We start from the raw sequence: 19,232 nt of genomic DNA, 5'->3' as shown, positions 1-19,232 counted from the left end.
GACGCGATGAATCGCGTCTCTACATGAGGGTTTTGGGTTGATGTGAATACTCTTAGGCAATGAACAATGACAAAAGACAAAAATGCTAGGCTACTATACTGATTTTGCCAGTGTCTAAATCGTAATAAGCACCTGCTATTTTCAGTTTTTCTTCCTCTATTAATTTAGATAAAACTGGCGATGATTTCAATTTTTGAACTTGCGTCAAAATATTTGCTTTACAAGCATTTTCTAACTTATCTCCTGATTGTCCTTTAGAGCTTTCTACACTCGGTTTAATTGCCTCAATTAAACTCCCAATTTGTCCTGGCACTTCACCACCTTTAATTGCAGCACTTACAGCACCACATCTTTCATGTCCTACGACCAATATGACTTTAGAGCCTAATACTAAGCTGCCAAATTCTAGGCTACCTATTTCTTCTGCTGTCGCAATATTACCAGCTACACGACAGACAAATAAATCTCCAAGTCCTTGGTCAAAGACAATCTCGGAAGGGACTCGTGAATCTGCACAACCGAGAATAGAAGCAAAGGGCTTTTGACCTTTAGCAACTTCGACTAAACGCGAATGGGTTTGGTGAGGGTTTTTACGTTTTGTTTTGACAAATCTTTCATTCCCCTCTAATAACTCTTGCAATGCTTTATCGGGGGTAATATCATCTTCTGCTGAGGCTTTTTCGGGTGCAAGTAAGTTTGAGCCAAGTCCGGCTGTCAAGACACCTGTGCCGATGGCACCTGCACCAAATTTGAATAAGCTTCTTCTAGAAAGATTTGTTTGGGGATGTTGTATGCTCATGGAATTCTTCTCACAATATTAAACTGTTAACTTTGAGTAAGATAGTTAGTTCTACCCCAATAGGTTCAGTTAAGGGCTACTGGCAACAATTTTGGGTTTTTGAGACGCGATAAATCGCCGTCTCTACAAGTGTTTTGGGCTGATCTCAACTGTGTTGACTGTTATCCAATGGTCGAAATTTGAAAAACAAAATTTAAAAACTGTATTCCCCAATATGGCCAAGTTACCCACATTCCTAAAACGCTCACTCCTAGAAGAACGGTGAGTGCATAAAACTGAGTTTGTCCAGAGGTGCTGTATTTGAGACTTTCGCCACCTAAAAGGGAAAATAAACCAACAAAATTAACGATGCCATCGACTACAAAGCGGTCAATCATATCGGCAAATTGGGAAATTTTGGCAACACTAAAAATGATGGTTATTCGATAGAGTTTGGGGGTGTAAAAGTCGTATGCAAACAAGTCTTGTAATCCTTTCCAAGGGAGGCGAATTGGTTTAGGAATATTGCCTAAGTAAATCACGCCAGTGATGCTGCAACCGAAAATACTCGACCAAATTAAAAGCAGTGCGACATCTTTATTGAGACTTGCCCAATCGGGTAAAAGTGATAAGCTTTGCAACACTAGAGGAAGATGCAGACTGACACCAAGTAGAATCATCATTGGCAGAATCATTGGCCAGTGGGCTTCAGGCGATCGCTGACTCATTTGTGTCGCTTTACCACCAAAAATTAAGCCGAATTCTCTGGTTAAACTCACGGCTGTTAAAGCATTTACCGCGATCACTACTCCCACTAACCAAGGTTGGGTTTCCCACAAACCATCTGCTAGTTTCACCAACGCCCAAAAGCTACCCAGTGGTGGAAAACCAATTAATCCCAATGTCCCGATGATAAAGGCGATCGCAGAAATTGGGCGACGTGTCCACAATCCGCCTAATTGGGTAACATCTTGGGTGATGCTATTCCAGATAATTCCTCCGGTACTCATCACCAACAGGGCTGCGGATATGGCATGGGTGAGTACTAACAATAGCGCCGCTTCATATTGTTGCACTCCCACGGCGATGAATACTAAACCCATGTATGCACTGACAGAATAGGATTGGCAGCGTTTAAGATCGATTTGAGCGATCGCAATTAACGAAGCACCCAACGCTGTCACTACTCCAATTCCCACCATCGCCGAGGAAACTACGGGCGAAATGGTTAACACAGGTTGCAATTTAATCAGCACCCATGCACCACTAGCGACTACTACCGAATTCCGCAAAATCGTACTGGGAACTGGGCCTTCCATCGCTTCATCTAACCACAGATGCAGGGGAAACTGGGCACACTTACCCATCGGCCCGGCAATTAAGGCTAAACCTACAAGTGTCATTGTTGTCGGGTTGACATTAGCTGTAGCTGCCCACTGGGCTAGTTCTGGATAATTCCAAGTGCCGGTGAGGGGCCACAATGCCAACACGCCCATTAGCAAGAATAAGTCTCCCACCCGCTTGGTTAAGAAAGCATCTCTCGCACCTGAGACTACCAATGGCTGGCTAAACCATAAGCCAACTAGTAGATAGGTTCCTAGCGTCAGGACTTCCAAAATTACATAGCTGAAGAACAAGTTATTACACAAAGCAAGGGCGCAAAGTCCCGCTTCAAATAATCCTAATAAAGAATAGAAGCGTCCCCAACCCCAATCCATTTCCATGTAACCGATGGCATAAATCTGCGCCAGCAAATTCAAGCCAGTAATCACAACCAAAGCGCCGACACTCACTGAGGATATTTCCAAAGCAATTGTCAGGTTTAAACCAGCTGTAGATAACCAAGGAATAAATACTTCTTGGGCTGGGTGATTCCAAGTTGCTTGTAAGGCGAGCGCACTATGCATAAACGCCAAAAATGTCATCACCAAGTTTACATAACCCGCCGGTCTTGGCCCCGTTTTCCGAATGATTCCCGGCGACCAAGGCACGGCTAACAAGCCACCGATTAAGGCATAGCAAGGAACTAGCCAAACAGTCTCTAGTAGAAACTGAGCCATCAACTCACCTCTATTATTGTCATCAAAAGTTAGGGGTTTTAAATCAACTAGCGTTGATCCCTGTTAACCCAGCGATTGCAGATAATGCAAATTTATCTTTATTTAATTTTGTTAGGAACAGCTTACCGTTATATCTGTCAAAATGGAATTACTTGATCTAATTAAATTTGAGATAATTACTCTAATTAATTCTTATATAATCGACCATTGGATTAATAAATAATACCTATGGTTTTTTATCTATGATTTGAGTATGGTATTAATCAATAGTTATCATTAGTTTTATCGATTGAGATTAAGTTAAAAGGGCGGTTAGAAACCGCGTCTACACGAGGCAAAACCCACCTCCGTGGGTTTCAAATACTCCATTTTTCCTTAGTCCGCCTCTGCTGACTACCCTGCGGGAAGCCGCAAAGCGTCTATGTTTGTGTAACCGCGAATTCTATTCGCCAGGGTTTAATTTGACACTAAATGTCAATTACACTTCGGTAATTTTGTCAATCTGCCAACAAACAGAAATAATCGCAGGCGCTTGGTCAAATTGGCTGATGGGGGCGGGTTTCATGTCGCGGTAGTCTAGCAGTTGGACTACGATGAGGTAAGCGATCGCTAAAATGACCGAAATCGCACCTGTAAGAATAGCAATTAATTTTGAACGTTCCATCATTAATTTCCTGTAATACAAGTAGAATAACTGTATTGAGTCATCGATGAGAATTGCGATGGCTAGGCCTAGCGGAAGGCATCGCTATGACTGCAACCACAAAAAAATTTACTTTTGCAGAGTATCTTCAGTATAACGATGGCACGGATACCCAATATGAATTGGTAGATGGAGAATTAATTCCCATGAGCCTTGGCACTGGCAAGCACGGTGGCATCTCCAAGTTTTTAGAACGAAGCTTTGATGATGAAAGTGCCAAAATGGGCCAGCATTGGACAGCACAAAAGTTTTCTGTGGGAGTACGTTCGCCACGAGGGGGACGCTGGGACACCTCACGAATTCCAGATGTAGTCGTATTACCAACACAGCAGTGGGAAGCACTTTCTAATCGAGAGGCTGTAATCGAACTCAACGAAACTCCCCCCATATTAGTGGTAGAAGTCGTCAGCGAATCTACACAAACCACAGACTATCGCAGCAAACGTTCTGAGTATGCTGTTCTGGAAATTCCCGAATACTGGATTGTTGACCCGATTCAAGAGATAGTAACAATATGCACCCTAGTAGAAGGGTTCTATGATGCTGTTGCATTCCGAGGACAAGAACGCATCATCTCTTTCACTTTTCCACAGTTGGATTTGAGTGCTGAACAAGTCTTGGCAGGACGGAAGTGAACTCTCAATTACTACCGATGTGCGATCGCTAAAAGACATCTGCGCCTATATCCAGATTAATACTTGAGATACACACTACATACTTACCGATATACATCGCTTCGATGGGCTATCAGTAAAATAGTAATTAGTTGCTGTTCTTCATCTACTTTATAAACAACTCGCCAGACACCAACCCGATAGCGAAAAAGACCTGCGAAATCACCTTTGAGCCGCTTGATGTTTGGATGTTCATAAGCATTCTCTCGTAGTTGGTCAAAACAACGGTTTAGTCGTTGGGCTAGTGATGCATCTACTTCTTGATAAAACTTCTGTGCTTTGCGAGTCAGTACCAGTTCATACATGACGACGAATACTGTCAAATGGCACCACTTCCCCAGCGTCAGCTTCCTGTATAGCTTCACGCAAAGCTTGCTCAAAACCAGGGATATTCAAAAGTTCCGTTGTCGCCTCATGTTCTTCTCTTTCTTCTAGATCGGCCAGAAAATCACTCACTACCCGCAGCCTTTCTGGAGACAGTCGCCGTAAACGCTTCTCAGCTTCCTGAAGAATAGTAATGTCATCTTGCTTTGATTCCATAGTTATTTCTACACCTAACCCTATTTATCATAGATTTATTTCCTTGTTTATATCTTAAGAACAGCTTTTCGCCAGACATCGCGCTAGAGTTGACGATCGCTAAAATGATAGAAATTACACCTGGAAACCGTTATAAAATTTGGAGTAGTAATTAGATTGCAAAACCCTATGCCAGAGTCTCAGACTATTGAAGCAATATATGAAGATGGAGTTTTGCGTCCACTGCAAACACTAACAGGTGTGGCAGAACATAGCAAAGTTAAAATCATAATTGAGTACCAAGAGACTCCAACCCATCCACTGTTACAGTTTGCAGGCATTATCAGCGACGAAGAAACTGCACAATTGCAGTCTGTGATTCATCAGGAATTTGAACAAATTGACTCCAATGGCTGGTGAAACTGCTCTGGACACATCCGTTGCTATTCGCTATCTCAACGGTGATTCAGTGGTAGTTGCAAGAGTGATAGCCTTACCAAGTATCGTCCTGCCATTACCTGTTGTTGCGGAACTGCTGTTTGGAGCGGAAAATTCTGCCCGTTCCTTGCAAAACTTGACTCGCTATTTACAGTTTATCGAGGTTTGTGCTGTAGTGCCAATGGGGCGAGAAACCGCCACTTCCTACGCCCAAACACGCCTTACCTTAAAGCGCAAAGGTAGACCAATCCCAGAAAATGATATTTGGATTGCAGCCCAATGTCTGGAACGTGGCTGGACATTAGCTACAAATGATGAGCATTTTAATTATGTAGATAATCTCATAGTGGAACATTGGTAATCTGTGGCTGTAGTTCGACAATGACCCTTTGAACCTCAACGTTGAGCTTTTAATGCTCAACGTTGACCTTCTGAACCTCGAAATTGCGCCTTTTATCCTCGAAGTTGCACCTTTGAACCTCGACGTTGACCTTCTGAACCTCAACGATGACCTTCTGAGTCTCGAAATTGCACCTTTTATCCTCGAAATTGCACCTTTGAAGCTCAACTAACAAATATATCTAACCATTCCTGAATTTACAGGGGTGAGCGTGTAGTAAAATTTGCTCACCTCCGTAAAGTGGAATATGGCTTTAGACTTCTCCGGTCAAAATCTCCGAGGACGCAACTTCAAAGGTAGACAAGACCTTGCGGGTGCAAACTTTAGCTATGCCGACATCCGAGGGGCAAACTTCACCAACGCTAATTTGACAGGTGCAAACTTCAGTCATGTCAAAGCTGGACTGCAACGACGTTGGACAATTGGTGCAGTATTAGTAACAGCCTTATTGGTTTTATCCGCACTATCAAAATCTGTAATTGTAGCCTTACTAATAGCTTCACTGGTAGTTATCAGCGTAGCTATGGTTGCTTCTAGATATAACTGGGCTGTTGCTCTGACTGCAAATCTGGTTTTAACTATAGCTGGTTCTATAGCTTTCGTTTTGGCTTTGATTATCTCAGCAATTGTAACTGGCTCTATATCTATATTTGATGTTGTTTTCGCTGGTGGTGTGCCAGTTGTTTTAGTATTTTTGGGGTTTATATACTTAGCTGTAGTTGGCTCTAGAGGCGCAATTATATCTACAGCTAGAGCTAGGGTTGAAGCTGGTATTGTGCCTTTTTCCATAGCAATAGCTGATGAGTGTTTAAAGACTGCTATTACTAACACGGGTGGTACAAGTTTTCGCAAAGCTGATCTAACAAATGCTAATTTTACTGCGGCGACGCTGAAAAACACTAATTTTGGATATGCTAATGTAACTAATACTTGCTGGTTTCAAGCTAAAAGGCTTGATCGTGCTCGTGTTAGTGCAACTTATCTTGAAAAACCACAAGTACGCAAGCTAGTAATTACAGGACAGGGACAGGACAATAACTTTGACCGTCAAAACCTGCGAGGTATCAACTTACAAGCAGCTAACCTAGCTGATGCCAGCTTTATCGGCGCTGATCTCAGTGAAGCTAATTTACAAGATGCCGATTTGTCAAGAGCAAAACTCAAACAAACGCAACTAGACGCAACCGATTTAACAAGTGCAACACTCACCGGAGCCTTCATTGAAGATTGGGGCATTACAAATACAACTAAATTGCATGGGGTGAGGTGTGAATATATCTTCATGCGCTTACCCACCAAAGAAGACCCTGACCCCCTCCGCAAACCTGATAATAAACAAGAGGTATTTGCAGACGGGGATTTTGCCAACTTTATCCAGCCAATTTTTGATACTCTCGACCTCTATCATAATCAAGGCGTTGACCCCCGCGCTGTTGCGATCGCTTTCAAAAACCTTGCCGAAAATCATCCCGAAGCCGAGTTAGAAATCGTGGCAATGGAGAAGCGCGGCGATGATAAAATCTTGCTCAGAGCCAAAACCGCAGCAGGTAGCGATAAATCTCAACTGAGTGCAGAATATTTTGATGATTATAATCAACTCAAAGCTTTATCGCAGAGTCAGCAATTATTGCTGGTAGAAAAAGATAAACGCATTATTAGTTTAGAAAATATGGTAGATACTGCTCTTAAGCAGCCGAAATTTTACACTAAAGGAGATACAAATATGTCAGATATCAGCGGCATCAATATTCAAGGTAGCAGTAATGTTAGCGGTATCGCTGGCAATAATTCTATTGCTAATCTAGGAACCATTAGCGGTAACGTGAGTATTGCCCTCAATCAGTTACCTGATGCAACCGATGCCGAGAAACCAGGAATCAAAGAATTATTGTCGCAGTTGCAAGATGCAATCATCCAATCCACATATTTGTCAGAAGAAGACAAAACCGAAGCGCTAGAACAGGTGAACACTTTGGCAGAAGCGGGTAAAAATCCTCAAGAATCCACCAAGCAAAAGACGGCAAAAACAGCAATCACCATGTTGAAAGGAATATTTACAGGCTTACCTACTGTTGCTTCTCTGGTGGAAGCGACTAATAAATTATTGCCTGCCATTTCTAAATTATTCGGTTTGGGATAATTTAACGCGATCGTAGGTGAGATATTCTTCAAAAGTTGCAAAAAAATTGTAGGTTGGGTGGAGGCTTTGCGTAACCCAACATCCTGATATATAGGATTACTATTTGATTTTTGAACAACACGTAGGGTGTGTTATCGCGAAGTGTAACCACCCTTTTCAAGGGTTTGGTGCGTTAGACTCAAGTCATAACGCACCCTACAAATACTTAATTTTTTTCAGGAATCAAATCGGATTCCTATATGTTGGGTTGCGCTCCGCTCCACCCAACCTACGTCTAAGCCGTTAATACCTGTTGCGCTGTCAGTTTTAACTCAGGGAAAGTCGGAGAATATATTTGCTGATTTCCGGTGAATACTGTTTGGTTATAACGTCCCCGCTCCAACAAGCAGACTGTCACCTTTGCTTCCAGAGGATCAACAATCCAATATTCAGGGATAGAGAAGGCTGCATACTCAAGTGTTTTCCTTTCGTAATCTCGTTTCACAGACTCAGCGCTAACCACTTCTATTGTCAACAGTGGAGGTAACTCAAGCACAGCCGATTTACCCTGAATAGATTGTCTCTGTTCTTCAGTCATCACAATTAAATCAGGGAGACGGGATTTTTTGACAGAAGTACGAACGCCAGTACCGCTAGGACGAACCTGCCAATCTAACCCTAACCGTTGAATTTCCAGATAGAAGCGAATCAACAAGAAAGTAACGATCGCTTCATGTAAATCTGAGGCTGGAGGCATTTCTAGCAGTACCCCATCCTCAAGTTCATAGCGCTTATCAGTTCCGTCATCGTAGGTGAGATATTCTTCAAAAGTATACAGACGTTCTACAGGTTTTGTAGTTAGTAAGGGTGTATCTCGCCTATGGCTCTCTGCCCATTCCCGAAAAGCTGTTATCCACTCAAGAGCCGTTGCAGTTTTGTAAAATGGTTGCTCCTGTTTTGATTTCATCAACTGCTCAAGCAATGCATCTAAATGTGGCTTAACCACTTCAGCAGGGAGCTTAGTTACGTTTGCTAACACCTGCACAACGCCTTCTAACTCTTCTCTGTTAACCTCTGAGGGTAATGGTAGTATTTGATTATTATTGTTGACCACGCTCGTAGCTCTCCATAAATAATATCGTATTTACTTTCTTCATTCTCAGGTAGTTTTGGAATGTAGAGTTAAGTTTTTCCAAAATGTCTTTAACTGAAGAAATTCTTTCCCAATTACCTGGCGATGTTTTAGGAGGATTGCGCCAAAGCGATCGCATCCTCACATCTGGGCGCGAAAACACCGCACCTATACCAACGCTAGTTAAAGAAAGTCAACAGCCTTTAGGCGATACTGACTTCGATGTAATTATCTGCGGTGGCACTTTAGGCATTTTAATTGGTTGCGCCTTGGCGGTGAAAGGATTGCGGGTAGCCTTGCTGGAACGGGGTATTTTGCGGGGGAGGGAACAAGAATGGAATATTTCTCGCAAAGAATTAGATGTATTTGTGGAATTGAACTTACTGACTGAGGAAGAATTAGCAAGTGCGATCGCCACTCAATATAACCCAGCGCGAGTTAGTTTTGCTGGCGGTACAGAAGTTTGGGTAGAGGATGTCTTAAATATCGGCGTAGATCCAGTTTATCTACTAGCTACCTTGAAAACCCGATTTCTCGCCACTGGGGGAAAGTTGTTAGAAAACACACCCTTTACCGAAGCCGTAGTTCATCCAGATGGGGTGATAGTAAATAACCAATTCAAAACTCGGCTATTAATTGACGCGATGGGACATTTTTCACCCATCACTCAACAAGCACGCCAAGGCAAAAAACCAGATGCGCTGTGCTTAGTAGTAGGAAGTTGCGCCCAAGGGTTTCCAGAAAATAACTCAGGCGACTTGTTATTATCATTTACGTCTTTACAAAATCAATGTCAGTACTTCTGGGAAGCTTTTCCAGCTAGGGATGGCAGAACCACTTACTTGTTTACCTACATAGATGCACATCCTGAACGTTTAAGTTTAGAAGCTCTATTTGAGGAATATCTGCGCCTTCTACCAGAATATCAGGGAGTGGAGTTGAGCAAACTGAAATTTCAACGGGCGCTATTTGGTTTCTTTCCCACCTATCGCCAAAGTCCGCTAAAAACCCCTTGGAATCGCATTCTCCCAGCCGGAGATAGCAGTGGTAGTCAATCTCCCTTGAGTTTTGGTGGTTTTGGGGCAATGGTGCGTCACCTGAAGCGTTTAACTTATGGTATTTCCGAAGCGCTGGAAACAGAACAATTATCTGCACAAGCCTTAGTACAGCTGCAACCCTATCAGCCAAGTTTAACTGTCACCTGGTTGTTTCAAAGGGCGATGAGTGTTGGTGTAAATCAGAAAATTGCTCCAGATCAAATTAACCAACTACTCTCGGCAGTATTTCAGGAAATGCAACAGTTGGGTACACCAGTGCTAAAACCATTTTTACAGGATATAGTGCAGTTCTCGGCACTAACGCAAACACTGTTAAAAACTGGTTTATATCATCCTGTATTAGTTGCCAAGATCATTCCGCAAGTAGGTTTGGCAAGTTTGTTAGATTGGATGTTACATTACAGTAATTTAGGTGTGTACACTGCTTTATTTTGGTTAAGTCCAATGCTAGAAACATGGATTAAGAATCAACCAAAAGCACAACAATATTATTGGCATCGTTTGATTGATGCTTGGAGGTATGGTTCTGGCGGTGATTACTCAGATGAAACTTAGAATTTTATCGGTGTGAGGATAATATGATGGAACGGAAATCATCAGGAATCAAATACTTTGCAGTACTGATTGGATTCCTGCGCGATCGCCAAGGATTTCTAGAGGAAGTTCGTCAAGCGATAAGATTACCAAATAAAATCATTTCACTGCTGGTTTGCAGTTCCTTATTTATCGCTGCCTATGGCGGAATCATTGGTGCATACCATAGCTGGATGCAGGCATTGTCTTCTGCCATTAAACTCCCAGCCCTTTATTTAATCACACTTCTGATTTGTATCCCGACGTTGTATTTTGCTAACATTATTTTTGGTTCCAAGCGGACTTTTGGACAGCATTTAGCATTAGTATTAACTGCGGTTTCAGTCACTAGCGTACTTTTATTTAGTTTTGCACCAATCACACTGTTTTTCTTAATTACCACCAATAATTACCAATTTTTAATTTTGTTAAATGTCTTGATCTTTGCCATAACTGGATTTATTGGTATTTCGTCTTTATATCAAGCCACGAGTTTAGTTTTAGAACAAGATGATGAAGGGAGTAAAACACGCCAAAAGATTTTACAATGTTGGCTATTTCTTTACGCTTTTGTAGGCAGTCAGTTAGGATGGACTCTCAGACCGTTTTTTGGCACACCTGGTTCTGCTTTTGAACTATTCCGCGAAAGAGAAGGTAATTTTTATTTAAGCGTCATTAAATCTCTTAGCTATCTCTTTGGATTCCATTAATTAGTCGTTAGTAACTCCTCAAAATATATAAGATATAACATTTCATTATCACTTTTTCAACTTTTGAATGTGTTCATTTTCGGAACTATATCATGTCCGAGTAATTAGTCATGATTCCCACAGTCATTACCCGGATTTCTCACCAATGCTCAAAGCCTGTGCTTGTGCAGGGGAGCAGGGGAGCAGGGGAGCAGAGGAGAGTTCAATGTGCCAAGTTCAATCCCCTCTGCCCCTCTGCCCCTCTGCATTTCAAACTTGTGAGAAATGCGGGATTATACCCCTCCCCTTGGCAAGGGGAGGGGAGACAAAGCGTAGCTTTGGCGGGGTGGGGTTCTCCAGGTTTAATAAGTAATCAGGCGGATATGATATTACAGGCAGGTTTTGGCTGAAGTTAGCATCTATACAAATCTCACCTACTTTTCCAGACTCCAACCCAGCGCTACGGCGATTTCAGCAGCTAATTCTAGAGGATTGAATGGTTTTGCGATCGCACTTACCATTGCCATTTGGGCATAGCGACGGCGATCAGAAGCCTGGATTTTGGCAGTTAACAAAATTACCGAAGATTTTTGAAAATGGTGCTATGTATGTTGAAGTAGGAAGCAACATCTTACTTTGCCTTACCCGTTTGCGAAACTTACCGCAGGGAAGGGCTGATAAAACTCTTAATACGCTACAACAGAAAAAACTCTCTGCTAAACCTGTGAAAAAACGAGTAACACTCACCTTCCCGAAACGCGCTGTGCAAATGCCAGTCACTTATGTACTCGCTAAAGAGTTCAACGTCGCCGCCAATATTATCCGCGCCCAAGTTGCTCCAAATCAAATTGGTAAACTAGTAGTAGAGCTATCGGGAGATATCGATCAATTAGATGCGGCTATTGAGTGGATGCGATCGCGCCATGTTAATGTTTCTTCTACACTAGGCGAAATTGCCATCAACGAGGATGTGTGTGTCCACTGTGGCTTGTGTACTGGGGTTTGTCCTACCGAAGCCCTCACCCTCCACCCAGAGACGTATAAGTTGACATTCACGCGATCGCGCTGTATCGTCTGCGAACAGTGTATCCCTAGCTGTCCCGTACAAGCAATTTCTACTAACATCTAAGATTACCGCATACACCAGGAAGGATTACCCATCCAAATTTATTATCAATCCAAAATTGATAAATTCTGCTACTCGAAATTGTTGATAATCTGTAAATCTATCAGTATCAACCAAAGATAGACGGTTAATACTTGAGGTTTCATCTAACCCCAAGCATAAATACTTCTGATATGTTACCGACATTTCCGATAACTCTTCTCTATGTTCTTTAAAATTATCTACAAAAGTCAATAAAACTTGATTTATAAAATGCAAATCTGGGATTTGAAATTATCTTGATAGTTACAAAAATGCAAATCGTGCTATTATAATCTACCCAACCTCTTTAATAATCTTCCAATAGCTATAGTTCAGATCAAATCGCCAGTATAAACGATGCAATTGCGACTTTGATAGATAATACGTGTTTATCAAAGGCGATGAAACTATCAATAGTCATAAGTATACTTAGCAATCCTTATTGCATAAAAAAATATCAAAAACAGATGCAAATTTTTAACTAATGTTATTATGCAATAACCTCATGAGGTAGTCATTCAGATCAATTATGAAATTAGCCACACAACCCACGGTAAAAACTCTAGGGGACTACGCCTACCAAGCGATTCAAAAACACTTTAAGAAAACCTTGAAGTGGGAAAAATCAGTGAAGAAAGATGAAGATCCAGAAGCGCTGCATCAAATGCGAGTGGGGATGCGCCGCTTACGGACAGCCGTAACTCGGTTTGGACTAGCGGTGGATGTATCCAAACCAATCAGCGATAAAAATATTGGTAAAATAGCGCGTCGTCTTGGTAATCTGCGAGATTTAGATGTACTCAAAGAAAGTTTGGAAAACAATTACAAACCAAACTTACCCCGCAAAGAGCAAGAATCTTTGCAAACAGCTTTCACAGCTTTAGCTAAACAACGTGAAGATGTACTATCGAGTGTGCAGAAAACGTTAAAAGATGAATCTTACAAGTCTCTAAAAGATGCATTAGATAAGTGGTTAGAAAAACCCAGTTATCAACCTTTGGGATCTGTCACGATTCAGCAAGTACTACCAGACTTACTTTTACCAGAAGTGAGTAACTTCTTATTGCATCCGGGTTGGCTAGTTGGCACCCAATTTGTGAACTCAGAAGTTAAAATCCAGAACAATTGGGAACCAGAAAAGATCGAACAACAATTGATGACAGAGGGCGAAATTCTTCATAGTTTGCGAAAAGAAGCGAAACGTGTACGCTACCAAATGGAGTTATTTAGTGACTTATATGGTGAGTCTTACGCAGCTTATATTGAAGAAGTGAAAAGTATCCAAGAAATTTTGGGTACGATGCAAGATAGTGCAGTTTTAACTGACTGGCTTACAGATGTTTTCAAGTCAGAAATTCAGACTCAGTTGCCCACCCTTGCTACTTTGTTAACTGAAAATCGTTACCAGTCTTGGCAGCAATGGCAACCTTTACAAGAACGGTATCTGAAAACTGAAACTAGACATAGTTTTCATTTAACAATACTGCATCCGCTTTCAGAGGTTGTTTGATAAGTAGACATCTCCAGAAATTAAAGATGCGTTACCCAGAATCCTTGTAGAGACGTAGCACTGCTACGTCTCTACATTCTTTTTCGGAGATGTCTAGTGGTTGGCTGTGATTTTAGGCACTTATTGATAAATCTGCCTAACCCACGCCACTTAGCTTACGAAACGCCCTTAGACCAATATTAGCCGCAGGCTGATTCGGTAATTGAGGCAGTTGAGTAATTAATAAATAAAGACGGGTTGCAGCCCGTCTAAATAGCTTGAAAGTGCAAATACACCTTGTATAGCATTGAAAATAACACAGTTAATTTTCTCAAAGTTGCCAATTTGCCAAATTATCAAAAAGACATCTGGTGAAAATGAATGTAGAGACGTAGCACTGCTACGTCTCTACAAGGATTCTGGATAACGCATATTTAATTTCTGGAGATGTCTAAAAATATAGCAGTTTGCATATTAGTGAAGTACAAATTCCTCCCCCTGCTCCCTGCCCATTGCCTCTACCTTTTCGTTGAACCTTAGTTCAACGAAAAGGTAGAGGTTTATCAAACAGACGTTAAATCGATACGCTCCAGTTAAAAATCGAAGGTTGTGCGAAGCACACCCACATACTGCGTATCATTTCTGCTGTCGTTTTCCGGGTTGAGAATCACCCAAAAACCAGGAGTCACTGAGATGTTGTCATTTAGTCGATAACGATAAAATGCTTCGATATGGTAAGCGTTGTCTCGTTCTTGACGGACATCACTGTTAGAGACATGCGGTGGTATACCAAAGAGAATTCCTGGCAGATTGCCTCTACCACCCACATCGGGAAACGACACCCCAATCGCCCCAAACCAGACATTGGCATTGTCACCATTGTTCACAAATAGAGAATCTGTTCCACCCCTACCATTGGAAATATCACTCAAACCAGAGCTCTTGGCATTTGCCCAAATATATCCACCCCAAGCGTGGACTTGGAAATTCGGGGAGAAGCGATAGTATCCCTGTGCGCCGACAATATCGTTGGAAGTAGCAATGTTGTTGCCAAAGGGAGCGTTTGACAGGACGCTACCCGTCCCAGCGGAGAGATCGATTACTCCAGCAGGGCTATAGCCATGAGAGTAGGCAACACCGATCGCTCCTTGCTTACCATAATAGGCTAAGTGCGCTAGGGCATTGTAGCCACCATTAAACAAGCCGTTGCTCCCCGATGGCACATTGGGACTGCTTGCTAAATAGCCCAAGGTGAGAACCAAGTCTTTGGTAATGTTCCAGTTAGCGGCTGCACCGCCGCCACCTCGCCGGAATAAAGGACTGTATGACCCAAAAAGTGAGGGAACCCCATTGCCGTCATCAGCGATTGTAGCGGGGGTGATGGTGTTTGTAATGTCGGTGTAACCAATGCCTGTAGGCCCAACAACGAAGTTAAGGGAATCACTGACTGGGAAGTAATAACGGATATGGGGGACAAAAAGTGTATCGTTGCTGTCATAATCGAAGTTCAGGCGTGTCATCCCTGTGCCTGTGGCTGCGGCAATTTGGCTTGTACCATTAGAATTCGCAAAGTTACCAAACTCTAGCCGGACTCGCAACAAATCTTTGCCAGTGAAACTGCTCTCAAAGTTGAGACGACCCCGATTTGAAAAGTAGAGATTGGATTCATCGCGATCACCACCGACTCTATTACCAAAGGTATCACTAATGGCGGTAATAATTTGAGCATTCAGCTTGGTAGTGGTGGAAAATTGCTGCTTCTCTACGGTTGCTGTTCGTGCTTCCAGCGTATCCACTCGCCCACGCAGAGTTGTCAATTCTGCCGCAAACTCTGTTTGCAAATTTTGCAACACTGCCAAATCTTCTTTTTTGACTAAATCACTAGTACTCGCAGCAATTAATTCATTCACCCGGTCTAAGCAGGCATTTAAACCAGCTGCAAACTCGTAACGACTCAAAGCACGGTTGCCGCGATAGGTTGCGTCAGGATAACCTGCAATACAGCCATACCGTTCCACCAATGATTGCAGTGCCTGAAATGCCCAATCGCTCGGTTTAATATCAGAAAGCCGGGAAACAGAATTGACTTGTCCCTGCAAATTCCTATCTGCATCTGCTGGATTAGAATTATCTTCTGGAGGTGCTGCCCAAACTGCCGGAATTGCCAAAAATAGAAGCAAAGAACTATAAAAAAGAGTTTTGATCATCGACTTGTGAGTTGAAAATAGTTGAATTCTGACTTGGTAACGAAAGAGATTACACTCAAACTAAAGCTTTCAGCTTACGAGCTAATCTACATATTTTGAGCTAAGGTTTTAGGTCAACAAGAAGGGAGTAGAGAGTAGGGAGTAGGGAGTAGGGAAGACAGCATTGAACGTAGCAAGAGATTGAGACCAATGCAATCGTCTTAAAAGACGTAGCTCTGTACCCAGGAGGTTGTTGGGGCTATTTTTTCCCTACTCCCTACTCCCTACTCCCGCCCCAACGGGGCTTGATCACTTAAAGCAACGCTATGACTTTTTGCTCATTGCTGCTTTTAATAGCTGCTTCTATAATTCGCATTACATTAATTCCGTCTTCGGCAGTAACAGCAATTGGCTGATTATTAGCAATGGATTTGTACACTGCATCGTAATAACCTAAATAACTGCCCTGTGAGCTTTTAACTTTTTCCAGAATTACTTTTGTGTCTTTTTCGGTATGAAGTAAGCCATATTCACTTTCTGGCTCTGTATACCAATCAAGTGTATTAGGCTTCATCCCCGCGACTAAATACTCTTCTTGTTTATCGGCTCTGCTTTTGAGAAAAGAACCATGAGTGCCATGTATGATATAGGCAGGCGCAGGCTCACGCACCAGAAAACTTGCTTTTAATTTGACGCGCAGTTTGTCGTAGTATAGTATCAACTCAAAATAATCATCTACCTGCGATCGCACCCTAGTGATGCGGATGTCTGCAAAAATAGCATCAGGCATCCCAAATAAATGCAAAGCTTGGTCTATTAAGTGCGGCCCTAAATTATTTAATGTTCCTGCCCCCGGACTTGGAGCTTCTACATGTTGTTTTTGACTGAGGGTTGGTTTATATCTTTGAAATTGGAATTCTACTTCAATAATATCACCTAATAAGCCTTCTTGAACAATTTTTTTGACTGTTTTAAAATCACTATCCCACCTGCGATTTTGATATACAGATAATTTCTTTCCCTGTTTTTGTGCCAATTCTTTGAGATTTTGCGCTTCTGCTACTGTTGTAGTAAATGCTTTTTCGACCACTACATGTTTATCTGCAAGCAATGCCTGTTTAGCATAATCGTAATGGGTATAAGTGGGTGTATTTACGACCACCAACATTACTTCCTCATCTGCTAGCAATGCTTCTAAAGAAGGATAGCTTTTTACATCAGGATAATGTTCCTGTATCAGCTTTTTACTTCTTTCCCAAGAACCGGCTAATTTAAATCCGGGATGCAAATCAATAAACGGCGCATGAAATACCATGCCGGACAAACCAGAAGAACAAAGAGCCGTATTGATAGTTTCCATCTTTTTCGTGATTGACTGAAGCGAGAGTTTTTATCGAACAGAATTCAGGAGTCAGGAGTCAGAATTAAGCATGAATTCTGAACGAAAAAGCGGATAGCGTAGCTAAGCCTTTGTCTTCTCCCTTGGCGTTAGCCTCTCCCAATGTGATTCGGGGAGACGCAATCATGCGATAGCGTCGGCGGCAAGCGAGTCAGACGCTCCTACGTCGCTTGCCGCCGGCGCTATCGAGCGTCACGAGCGTCTGAATAATCGGCGTTTTTGCACCCCCACCAAATTGAAAATTTGGTGGTGCAACAATGAATTACGAATTACATGTAGCGGTACTAGATGGATGCCAATTACATGTCTTCTAACTCAATTCCTTTGGTTTCTTTAATAAAAAAGAGAATGAAAAAGAATGAGGTAGCTGCTGCAATTGTATAGAGTCCATAGGCAGAACCTAGACCGAAATATTGCAGTATAGGAGGAAATGTTGTGGAAATCACGAAATTCGCCACCCATTGTATAGCAGCAGCAATCGAAAGCGCTGCGGCTCGAATTTTGTTATTAAACATTTCTCCCAACAGCACCCAAACCACTGGTCCCCAGGAGAAGCCGAAGCAAAAGACATAGAGGTTGGCTGCAATCAGAGCCAAAGTACCCGCGCTGCCGGTGAGATTGGGGTTCCCAGCAGCATCGAGGGGAGCATTGCCAAAAAGATAAGCCATCGTCCCCAAGGTCAAGGTCATGCCAATCGACCCTACTATAAGTAAGGGCTTGCGACCAAATCTATCTACGAAGGCGATCGCAATCAGTGTTGTAATAATGTTGACGGCTCCTGTAATCACCGTGATTGATAGGGAATCTTTTTCGGAAAATCCGACTGCCCGCCACAAAACGCTACTGTAGTAGAAGATTACATTAATCCCAACAAATTGCTGTAATACAGATAAGCCTATTCCTACCCAAACAATGGGGAGGAGTCCCCCACTTCTGCTTAAGAGATCAGAAAACCTGGGTTGGCGTTCACGAAGCACTGTCTGCCGAATTTCTTCGATTTTTGGCAGCACATCGCCCCCTAAAATCTTGGTCAGAACGTTAACAGCTTCTGATTCTCGTCCTTTGGCAACCAAATAACGGGGAGATTCCGGAATTGTTAAAGCTACCATCCCGTAGAATACTGCTGGTGGGACTGCTGTCCAAAACATCCAGCGCCAAGCTGCAACCCCAAACAAAAACGGCGAGTCTGCTGAACCTGCTGACGTAGCGATAAAGTAGTCGCTCAATAAGGCAACGAAAATTCCTACTACGATCGCTAATTGTTGCAGAGATCCTAATCTGCCTCGCAAATGGGTGGGAGAACATTCGGCAATGTAAGCTGGCGCGATGACGCTAGCAACACCGATACCAATCCCACCCAATACTCGCCAAAAGATAAAATCCCAGATTGTGAAGGCAAGCCCAGAGCCGATAGCACTGATGGTAAACAACGCCGAAGCAACCACCATTGCGTTGACTCGACCATAACGATCTGCAATCTGTCCGGCAAAGAAGGCTCCAACAGCAGAACCTAGCAACGCTAGGGACACTGCCAGCCCTGTAACCCAACTACTGGTGTTAAAAGCTTTTGCTAGAGATAAAACCGCGCCGTTAATTACAGCAGTGTCAAAACCGAACAGAAAGCCGCCGAGGGCCGCAGCCCCAGCAATCAAAATTACATAAAAGGTGTTGGATTTGCGACGAATAGTAGTGGAAGACATAGTTTATATATTGGGCATTGGAAATAGGGAATAGGGAATAGGGAATAGGGAATAGGGAATAGGGAATAGGGAACAGGGAATAGGGAATAGGGAATAGGGAATAGGGAATAGGGAATAGGGAATAGGGAATAGGGAATAGGGAATAGGGAATAGGGAATAGGGAATAGG

The 19,232-nt window shown here is 42.6% G+C and carries 19 protein-coding genes and 1 pseudogene; 9 read left to right on the top strand and 11 right to left on the bottom strand.

Annotation, left to right across the window (positions count from 1 at the left end; translation table 11 throughout):
* Positions 1 to 85 precede the first annotated feature (85 nt).
* The 3 genes from V7K67_RS07575 to V7K67_RS07565 all read right to left on the bottom strand — a co-directional run bounded on the left by V7K67_RS07575 (position 86) and on the right by V7K67_RS07565 (position 3,502).
* Positions 86 to 799: a carbonic anhydrase gene (locus V7K67_RS07575; RefSeq protein WP_334731575.1), complete on the bottom strand. Its 714-nt coding sequence runs from the start codon at positions 797 to 799 to the stop codon at positions 86 to 88.
* A 161-nt stretch (positions 800 to 960) separates the two neighbouring features.
* Entirely contained in the window at positions 961 to 2,838 is a 1,878-nt protein-coding gene (locus V7K67_RS07570) for an NAD(P)H-quinone oxidoreductase subunit F (RefSeq protein ID WP_335165879.1), read from the bottom strand.
* Between the two features lie 478 nt (positions 2,839 to 3,316).
* Entirely contained in the window at positions 3,317 to 3,502 is a 186-nt protein-coding gene (locus V7K67_RS07565; RefSeq protein WP_334731585.1) for a hypothetical protein, read from the bottom strand.
* A gap of 86 nt (positions 3,503 to 3,588) precedes the next feature.
* Here V7K67_RS07565 and V7K67_RS07560 point away from each other — a divergent pair, with 86 nt between their 5' ends.
* Positions 3,589 to 4,176 (top strand): Uma2 family endonuclease, encoded by a 588-nt coding sequence (locus V7K67_RS07560; RefSeq protein ID WP_334731577.1) that lies wholly within the window; start codon positions 3,589 to 3,591, stop codon positions 4,174 to 4,176.
* Between the two features lie 83 nt (positions 4,177 to 4,259).
* Here the strand turns inward: V7K67_RS07560 and V7K67_RS07555 are convergent, their stop codons facing one another.
* Positions 4,260 to 4,538: a type II toxin-antitoxin system RelE family toxin gene (locus V7K67_RS07555; RefSeq protein WP_335165877.1), complete on the bottom strand. Its 279-nt coding sequence runs from the start codon at positions 4,536 to 4,538 to the stop codon at positions 4,260 to 4,262.
* Positions 4,513 to 4,755, bottom strand: a complete 243-nt coding sequence (locus V7K67_RS07550; RefSeq protein WP_334731578.1) for a hypothetical protein — start codon at positions 4,753 to 4,755, stop codon at positions 4,513 to 4,515. The genes V7K67_RS07555 and V7K67_RS07550 overlap by 26 nt, the downstream gene beginning before the upstream one ends.
* A gap of 168 nt (positions 4,756 to 4,923) precedes the next feature.
* On the opposite strand from V7K67_RS07550, the gene V7K67_RS07545 reads away from it, so the two are divergent.
* The 4 genes from V7K67_RS07545 to V7K67_RS07530 all read left to right on the top strand — a co-directional run bounded on the left by V7K67_RS07545 (position 4,924) and on the right by V7K67_RS07530 (position 7,712).
* Positions 4,924 to 5,154 carry an antitoxin family protein gene (locus V7K67_RS07545; protein ID WP_334731579.1) on the top strand — a complete coding sequence of 77 codons (231 nt, stop codon included), beginning with the start codon at positions 4,924 to 4,926 and terminating at the stop codon, positions 5,152 to 5,154.
* On the top strand, positions 5,144 to 5,533 hold the full coding sequence (locus tag V7K67_RS07540) for a type II toxin-antitoxin system VapC family toxin (protein ID WP_335165875.1): 390 nt from the start codon (positions 5,144 to 5,146) through the stop codon (positions 5,531 to 5,533). Before V7K67_RS07545 ends, V7K67_RS07540 begins: the two co-directional genes overlap by 11 nt.
* A 28-nt stretch (positions 5,534 to 5,561) precedes the next feature.
* On the top strand, positions 5,562 to 5,744 hold the full coding sequence (locus V7K67_RS07535) for a hypothetical protein (protein ID WP_335165873.1): 183 nt from the start codon (positions 5,562 to 5,564) through the stop codon (positions 5,742 to 5,744).
* 75 nt (positions 5,745 to 5,819) lie between these two features.
* Positions 5,820 to 7,712, top strand: a complete 1,893-nt coding sequence (locus tag V7K67_RS07530) for a pentapeptide repeat-containing protein (protein WP_335165871.1) — start codon at positions 5,820 to 5,822, stop codon at positions 7,710 to 7,712.
* A gap of 274 nt (positions 7,713 to 7,986) precedes the next feature.
* On the opposite strand, the gene V7K67_RS07525 is transcribed toward V7K67_RS07530, so the two are convergent.
* Positions 7,987 to 8,805, bottom strand: a complete 819-nt coding sequence (locus V7K67_RS07525) for a Uma2 family endonuclease (RefSeq protein ID WP_335165869.1) — start codon at positions 8,803 to 8,805, stop codon at positions 7,987 to 7,989.
* Between the two features lie 83 nt (positions 8,806 to 8,888).
* On the opposite strand from V7K67_RS07525, the gene V7K67_RS07520 reads away from it, so the two are divergent.
* Positions 8,889 to 10,436, top strand: coding sequence for an FAD-binding oxidoreductase (locus V7K67_RS07520; protein ID WP_335165866.1), 1,548 nt, complete (start codon positions 8,889 to 8,891; stop codon positions 10,434 to 10,436).
* A gap of 23 nt (positions 10,437 to 10,459) precedes the next feature.
* On the top strand, positions 10,460 to 11,164 hold the full coding sequence (locus tag V7K67_RS07515; RefSeq protein WP_335165864.1) for an actin-binding WH2 domain-containing protein: 705 nt from the start codon (positions 10,460 to 10,462) through the stop codon (positions 11,162 to 11,164).
* A 413-nt stretch (positions 11,165 to 11,577) separates the two neighbouring features.
* On the opposite strand, the pseudogene V7K67_RS07510 reads toward V7K67_RS07515, so the two are convergent.
* Positions 11,578 to 11,724: pseudogene (locus tag V7K67_RS07510) on the bottom strand (response regulator); the annotation flags it as partial.
* Positions 11,725 to 11,867: 143 nt separating this feature from the next.
* Between V7K67_RS07510 and V7K67_RS07505 the strand changes: the two are divergent.
* On the top strand, positions 11,868 to 12,272 hold the full coding sequence (locus V7K67_RS07505; RefSeq protein WP_334708455.1) for an NIL domain-containing protein: 405 nt from the start codon (positions 11,868 to 11,870) through the stop codon (positions 12,270 to 12,272).
* Between the two features lie 24 nt (positions 12,273 to 12,296).
* Here the strand turns inward: V7K67_RS07505 and V7K67_RS07500 are convergent, their stop codons facing one another.
* Positions 12,297 to 12,455: a DUF3616 domain-containing protein gene (locus tag V7K67_RS07500; RefSeq protein WP_335165862.1), complete on the bottom strand. Its 159-nt coding sequence runs from the start codon at positions 12,453 to 12,455 to the stop codon at positions 12,297 to 12,299.
* Positions 12,456 to 12,819: 364 nt separating this feature from the next.
* Here V7K67_RS07500 and V7K67_RS07495 point away from each other — a divergent pair, with 364 nt between their 5' ends.
* Positions 12,820 to 13,800, top strand: coding sequence for a CHAD domain-containing protein (locus V7K67_RS07495; protein ID WP_334708456.1), 981 nt, complete (start codon positions 12,820 to 12,822; stop codon positions 13,798 to 13,800).
* Between the two features lie 572 nt (positions 13,801 to 14,372).
* Here the strand turns inward: V7K67_RS07495 and V7K67_RS07490 are convergent.
* The 3 genes from V7K67_RS07490 to V7K67_RS07480 form a co-directional block, all read right to left on the bottom strand.
* On the bottom strand, positions 14,373 to 15,986 hold the full coding sequence (locus V7K67_RS07490) for an iron uptake porin (RefSeq protein ID WP_334731495.1): 1,614 nt from the start codon (positions 15,984 to 15,986) through the stop codon (positions 14,373 to 14,375).
* 292 nt (positions 15,987 to 16,278) lie between these two features.
* Complete coding sequence (locus tag V7K67_RS07485) at positions 16,279 to 17,325, bottom strand: Gfo/Idh/MocA family oxidoreductase (protein ID WP_335165859.1); 1,047 nt, start codon at positions 17,323 to 17,325, stop codon at positions 16,279 to 16,281.
* 338 nt (positions 17,326 to 17,663) lie between these two features.
* Positions 17,664 to 19,064, bottom strand: coding sequence for a sugar porter family MFS transporter (locus tag V7K67_RS07480; RefSeq protein WP_334731497.1), 1,401 nt, complete (start codon positions 19,062 to 19,064; stop codon positions 17,664 to 17,666).
* Between the last annotated feature and the right edge of the window lie 168 nt (positions 19,065 to 19,232).

It is taken from the genome of Nostoc sp. (genome assembly GCF_036917155.1).
Taxonomy (GTDB): domain Bacteria; phylum Cyanobacteriota; class Cyanobacteriia; order Cyanobacteriales; family Nostocaceae; genus Nostoc.
Note: the sequence above shows the minus strand (reverse complement) of the source record. Positions and strands in the feature narration are given on the sequence as shown.

Excerpts from the sequence above, each read along its gene's own strand:
- V7K67_RS07500 (WP_335165862.1), bottom strand. The coding sequence starts at position 12,455 with ATGTCGGTAACATATCAGAAGTATTTATGCTTGGGGTTAGATGAAACC.
- V7K67_RS07560 (WP_334731577.1), top strand. The coding sequence starts at position 3,589 with ATGACTGCAACCACAAAAAAATTTACTTTTGCAGAGTATCTTCAGTAT.
- V7K67_RS07485 (WP_335165859.1), bottom strand. The coding sequence starts at position 17,325 with ATGGAAACTATCAATACGGCTCTTTGTTCTTCTGGTTTGTCCGGCATG.
- V7K67_RS07480 (WP_334731497.1), bottom strand. The coding sequence starts at position 19,064 with ATGTCTTCCACTACTATTCGTCGCAAATCCAACACCTTTTATGTAATT.
- V7K67_RS07575 (WP_334731575.1), bottom strand. The coding sequence starts at position 799 with ATGAGCATACAACATCCCCAAACAAATCTTTCTAGAAGAAGCTTATTC.
- V7K67_RS07515 (WP_335165864.1), top strand. The coding sequence starts at position 10,460 with ATGATGGAACGGAAATCATCAGGAATCAAATACTTTGCAGTACTGATT.
- V7K67_RS07550 (WP_334731578.1), bottom strand. The coding sequence starts at position 4,755 with ATGGAATCAAAGCAAGATGACATTACTATTCTTCAGGAAGCTGAGAAG.
- V7K67_RS07540 (WP_335165875.1), top strand. The coding sequence starts at position 5,144 with ATGGCTGGTGAAACTGCTCTGGACACATCCGTTGCTATTCGCTATCTC.
- V7K67_RS07565 (WP_334731585.1), bottom strand. The coding sequence starts at position 3,502 with ATGGAACGTTCAAAATTAATTGCTATTCTTACAGGTGCGATTTCGGTC.
- V7K67_RS07545 (WP_334731579.1), top strand. The coding sequence starts at position 4,924 with ATGCCAGAGTCTCAGACTATTGAAGCAATATATGAAGATGGAGTTTTG.
- V7K67_RS07495 (WP_334708456.1), top strand. The coding sequence starts at position 12,820 with ATGAAATTAGCCACACAACCCACGGTAAAAACTCTAGGGGACTACGCC.
- V7K67_RS07490 (WP_334731495.1), bottom strand. The coding sequence starts at position 15,986 with ATGATCAAAACTCTTTTTTATAGTTCTTTGCTTCTATTTTTGGCAATT.
- V7K67_RS07570 (WP_335165879.1), bottom strand. The coding sequence starts at position 2,838 with ATGGCTCAGTTTCTACTAGAGACTGTTTGGCTAGTTCCTTGCTATGCC.
- V7K67_RS07530 (WP_335165871.1), top strand. The coding sequence starts at position 5,820 with ATGGCTTTAGACTTCTCCGGTCAAAATCTCCGAGGACGCAACTTCAAA.
- V7K67_RS07520 (WP_335165866.1), top strand. The coding sequence starts at position 8,889 with ATGTCTTTAACTGAAGAAATTCTTTCCCAATTACCTGGCGATGTTTTA.